Below are 5,136 nucleotides of genomic sequence, written 5' to 3'. Positions count from 1 at the left end.
CATTTTGACGGCAAAGCCCAAGTGGCAGAGCAGATCAAAGGCATCGGTTCGATAACAACAGCTACGCTGATGGCAATGCTGCCCGAATTGGGACGGCTGAGCCACAAACGGATAGCGAGTCTGGTCGGTATTGCCCCACACCCGAGGGAGAGTGGGGAAACCAAATTCAAAAGCCGCTGCTTCGGCGGAAGGTCTGCGGTACGTAAGGCGCTGTATATGGCTACCGTGGTAGCGACACGTTTTGAACCGCTTATTCGGGATTTCTACCAACGCCTGCTGTCCAAGGGTAAGCCGTATAAGGTTGCCGTTACGGCATGTATGCGCAAACTGCTGACGATATTGAATGCCCGTATGCGTGATTACTTTGCCAAAAACGGTATCCAAACGGCTTGATTTGAGTTTTGGTATTTTTGCCCGACGGGGTAAAAAATACAGTTGCTACGCTTGTTAATTTATATATAGGGAAATACGATGTCAGATTTCTTTACCATCATAAAAGATTATGCAGAATTGGGCACATTTCTTGTAGGCTTGGGCGTACCTAAATCAATTAATATGGTAAAAAATAAAATTTTATCAAAGAAAATAAAAGATATAGAGCTCTTAAAAAAAGAAATTAATGACCTTATAAATTTTAGTGATTCATGCGCAAACATTTTAGAAGAGTGTAGTAAAAATGAGGAAACGATACAAACTTGGTTAAATAGAACTCGAAGTCTATCACTTCATTCTTCATATAATGATTTTGTTAATATTTCATCTAAATTAAATAAACCTAATAATATTGAAATACAAGAAATATTAGTCGCTGGAAAACAAATAAGACAATACATTAATCAAACTCGAAATCAGTTAAAACAAGAATTAAGTTCACATGTAACTCAAACAGAGATTGATATTTGGATACGTATGCTTTTCAAGATTAGAAAAATATACAATACATTAAATTTAACTAAGGATTAACCCATGCCCAAACGTACCGACCTAAAATCTATCCTTATCATCGGCGCCGGCCCTATCGTTATCGGTCAGGCCTGCGAATTTGACTATTCGGGCGCACAGGCCTGCAAGGCTTTGCGTGAAGAAGGCTACAAAGTCATTCTGGTGAATTCCAACCCCGCCACGATTATGACCGACCCTGAAATGGCGGATGTTACCTACATCGAGCCGATTATGTGGCAGACGGTGGAGAAGATTATCGCCAAGGAGCGGCCTGATGCGATTCTGCCCACGATGGGCGGTCAAACCGCGCTGAACTGTGCGCTGGATTTGGCGCGCAACGGCGTGTTGGCAAAATACAATGTTGAATTAATCGGCGCGACGGAAGACGCGATCGACAAGGCGGAAGACCGCGGCCGCTTTAAGGAGGCGATGGAGAAAATCGGCCTCTCCTGCCCGAAATCTTTTGTTTGCCACACGATGAACGAAGCCTTGGCGGCGCAGGAACAGGTCGGCTTCCCGACGCTGATTCGTCCGTCTTTCACCATGGGCGGTTCGGGCGGCGGCATTGCCTACAATAAAGACGAGTTTTTGGCGATTTGCGAACGCGGTTTCGATGCGTCGCCAACGCATGAGCTGCTGATTGAGCAGTCCGTGCTCGGCTGGAAAGAGTACGAGATGGAGGTGGTGCGCGATAAGGCAGACAACTGCATCATCATTTGTTCGATTGAAAACTTCGACCCGATGGGCGTGCATACGGGCGACTCGATTACGGTTGCGCCGGCGCAAACGCTGACGGACAAAGAATACCAAATCATGCGCAACGCTTCGTTGGCGGTATTGCGCGAAATCGGCGTGGACACGGGCGGCTCGAACGTGCAGTTTGCGGTGAACCCTGAAAACGGCGAGATGATTGTGATTGAGATGAACCCGCGCGTGAGCCGTTCGTCCGCGCTGGCTTCCAAAGCGACGGGTTTCCCGATTGCGAAAGTGGCGGCGAAGCTGGCGGTCGGCTTTACGCTGGACGAGTTGCGCAACGACATTACCGGCGGCCGTACACCTGCGTCGTTCGAGCCTTCTATCGACTATGTCGTAACCAAAATCCCGCGTTTCGCATTTGAGAAATTCCCTGCCGCAGACGACCGCCTGACCACGCAGATGAAATCTGTGGGCGAAGTGATGGCGATGGGACGCACGATTCAGGAAAGTTTCCAAAAAGCCTTGCGCGGTTTGGAAACCGGCTTGTGCGGCTTCAACCCCCGCAGCGAAGACAAAGCGGAAATCCGCCGCGAACTGGCCAACCCCGGCCCTGAGCGCATGCTGTTTGTGGCAGACGCGTTCCGCGCGGGCTTCACGTTGGAAGAAATCCACGAGATCTGCGCCATCGACCCTTGGTTCTTGGCGCAAATCGAAGACTTGGTGAAAGAAGAGCAGCAGGTAAGTGCAGGCTGCCTGCAAGATTTGGATTTCGCCGCCTTACGTCGTCTGAAACGCAAAGGCTTCTCCGACAAACGCATCGCGCAGCTTTTGGGCGTAAAAGAAAAAGAAGTGCGCGAACACCGCTACGCGCTGAAGCTGCATCCCGTGTATAAACGCGTCGATACCTGCGCCGCCGAGTTCGCCACCGAAACCGCCTATCTCTATTCCACTTACGAAGAAGAATGCGAAGCGCGTCCTTCCGACCGTAAAAAAGTGATGATTCTCGGCGGCGGCCCGAACCGCATCGGTCAGGGCATCGAGTTTGACTACTGCTGCGTTCACGCCGCGCTCGCCCTGCGCGAATCGGGCTTTGAAACCATCATGGTCAACTGCAACCCCGAAACCGTGTCCACCGACTTCGACACCAGCGACCGCCTCTATTTCGAGCCGCTGACGCTGGAAGACGTGTTGGAAATCGTCCGCACCGAAAACCCGTGGGGCGTGATTGTGCATTACGGCGGCCAAACCCCGCTCAAACTCGCCAACGCATTGGTTGAAAACGGCGTGAACATCATCGGCACGTCCGCCGACAGCATCGACGCCGCCGAAGACCGAGAACGCTTCCAAAAAGTGTTGAACGACTTAGGCCTGCGCCAACCGCCCAACCGCATCGCCCACAATGAAGAAGAGGCGCTCGTCAAAGCCGAAGAAATCGGCTATCCGCTGGTCGTGCGCCCGTCTTACGTCCTCGGCGGTCGCGCCATGCAGGTCGTCCACTCCGCCGAAGAGTTGCAAAAATACATGCGCGAAGCCGTACAGGTATCCGAAGACAGCCCCGTGTTGCTCGACTTCTTCCTGAACAACGCGATTGAAGTCGATGTGGACTGCGTTTCAGACGGCAAAGACGTGGTTATCGGCGGCATCATGCAGCACGTCGAACAGGCAGGCATCCACTCCGGCGACTCCGGCTGCTCGCTGCCGCCCTACTCGCTCAGCGAAGAAATCCAAGACGAAATCCGCCGCCAAACCAAAGCCATGGCGTACGCGCTGGGCGTGGTCGGCTTGATGAACGTACAGTTTGCCGTGCAAGACGGCGTGGTGTTCGTATTGGAGGTGAACCCGCGCGCCAGCCGTACCGTCCCCTTCGTCTCCAAAGCCACCGGCGTGCCGCTCGCCAAAGTCGGCGCGCGCTGCATGGCAGGCATTTCCCTGCAAGAGCAAGGCGTGGAAAAAGAAGTCGTCCCCGATTTCTATGCCGTTAAAGAAGCCGTGTTCCCCTTCATCAAATTCCCCGGCGTGGACACCATCCTCGGCCCTGAAATGCGCTCCACCGGCGAAGTGATGGGCGTGGGCGCAAGCTTCGGCGAAGCCTACTACAAAGCCCAACTCGGCGCAGGCGAACGCCTGAACCCGACCGGTAAAATCTTCCTCGCCGTGCGCGACGAGGACAAACCGCTCATCGTCAAAACCGCGCAAAACTTCCAAGCCCTCGGCTACGGCGTCTGCGCCACACGCGGCACCGCCGAATACCTGAAAGAGCACGGCATCATCGTGCAAGCGGTAAACAAAGTGCAGGAAGGCCGCCCGCACATCGTGGACGCGATTAAAAACGGCGAAATCGCGCTGGTGGTGAACACCGTCAGCAGCTCGGCGCAGTCCATCGCCGACAGCCACAGCATCCGCCGCACCTCCCTCACCCAACGCGTGCCGCAATACACCACCATCGCCGGCGGCGAAGCCATGAGCGAAGGCGCAAAAAGCCGCGACCACCTAGGCGTGTACAGCGTGCAGGAGTTGCATGGACGGTTGAAGGCGCGGAAGTAGGGCGTTTCAGGCTGCCTGAAAACTAGAGAAAACAGTTTCAGGCAGCCTGAAATTTGACAATACACAGCAAAAGGAAAATGGAATGTTTTGGTTATTAGTGATTTTGATAGTTATCGTTTTGTGGCTGGTGAAAGTGTATAACAAGCTACAAAGCAGTATGCAGAATATCCGTGAAGGATTTTCCAATCTGCAGGCGGGATTAAAAAAACGTCAACAACTAAGCGGGCAAATTATTGAAATCGCTTCAGGTTATTTAGAACACGAACAGGTCACTCAATTGCGCGTGGCTCAGTCGCAAAACACCCAACAACTGGCTGCAATGGCACAAAATTTCCCCCAGCTGAAAGCAGATGCCACCTATCAAAAACTGATGGGACAGCTGGAAGCATTGGAAAATGACATTTTGGCGCGCCGAGAAAATTATAATAACCGTGTGAAGCGGTTCAACAGCTACCGTAATTCATTTCCTGCGGTGTTAGTAGCTCAAAAACTGTCGTTTGACACGGTGGAGTACTTTGACAGCGATGATGAAAAATTTGATGCACAAGTACAAAGTTTTGCGCGCGACGATAGCGCTGTACTGCAAGAAATTATCGGAAACAGCGCAAAAGCCGTGAAAAATATTTCCACTCAGGCTGTTCAGGTAGTACAGGGCAACAAAAAACAACTCGGAAATCAGACTAACGACGTAACACAGCCCACCAACAGTACAGATAATCCAGCTGATACACCGTCTGAAAAACCAGAATAAACCTACCCTGAGAACCAGGCAGTAAAGCTGCCAACGGGGCAACCTAAAAAGCCACAACTCCCTAGGCGTATACAGCGTATAGGAGGTACATGGATGCTTGAAAAATAGGGGCTGAATCTGAATTAGGTTTAGCTTCAACAAAAAGGTCGTCTGAAAACCAATTTTCCGGTTTGAACTGGCCCCAAAATCTTGGACACTCATAA

4 protein-coding genes are annotated in these 5,136 nt (G+C 51.7%); all 4 read left to right on the top strand.

All coding sequences use genetic code 11. The annotated features are described in order from the left end of the window. The coding region (locus HMPREF2572_RS09580) for a transposase (protein WP_148132321.1) at window positions 1-393 on the top strand (393 nt) is incomplete at its 5' end. Between the two features lie 78 nt (window positions 394-471). Beyond that, complete coding sequence (locus HMPREF2572_RS09575) at window positions 472-963, top strand: hypothetical protein (protein WP_070498061.1); 492 nt, start codon at window positions 472-474, stop codon at window positions 961-963. A gap of 3 nt (window positions 964-966) precedes the next feature. Continuing rightward, complete coding sequence (gene carB, locus HMPREF2572_RS09570) at window positions 967-4,182, top strand: carbamoyl-phosphate synthase large subunit (protein WP_070498059.1); 3,216 nt, start codon at window positions 967-969, stop codon at window positions 4,180-4,182. Between the two features lie 82 nt (window positions 4,183-4,264). Then, window positions 4,265-4,933 carry a LemA family protein gene (locus HMPREF2572_RS09565; RefSeq protein ID WP_070498056.1) on the top strand — a complete coding sequence of 223 codons (669 nt, stop codon included), beginning with the start codon at window positions 4,265-4,267 and terminating at the stop codon, window positions 4,931-4,933. Window positions 4,934-5,136: the final 203 nt, after the last annotated feature.

The sequence above is a fragment of the Neisseria sp. HMSC064E01 genome, from assembly GCF_001808875.1.
Lineage (GTDB): Bacteria > Pseudomonadota > Gammaproteobacteria > Burkholderiales > Neisseriaceae > Neisseria > Neisseria sicca_A.
Note: the sequence above shows the minus strand (reverse complement) of the source record. Positions and strands in the feature narration are given on the sequence as shown.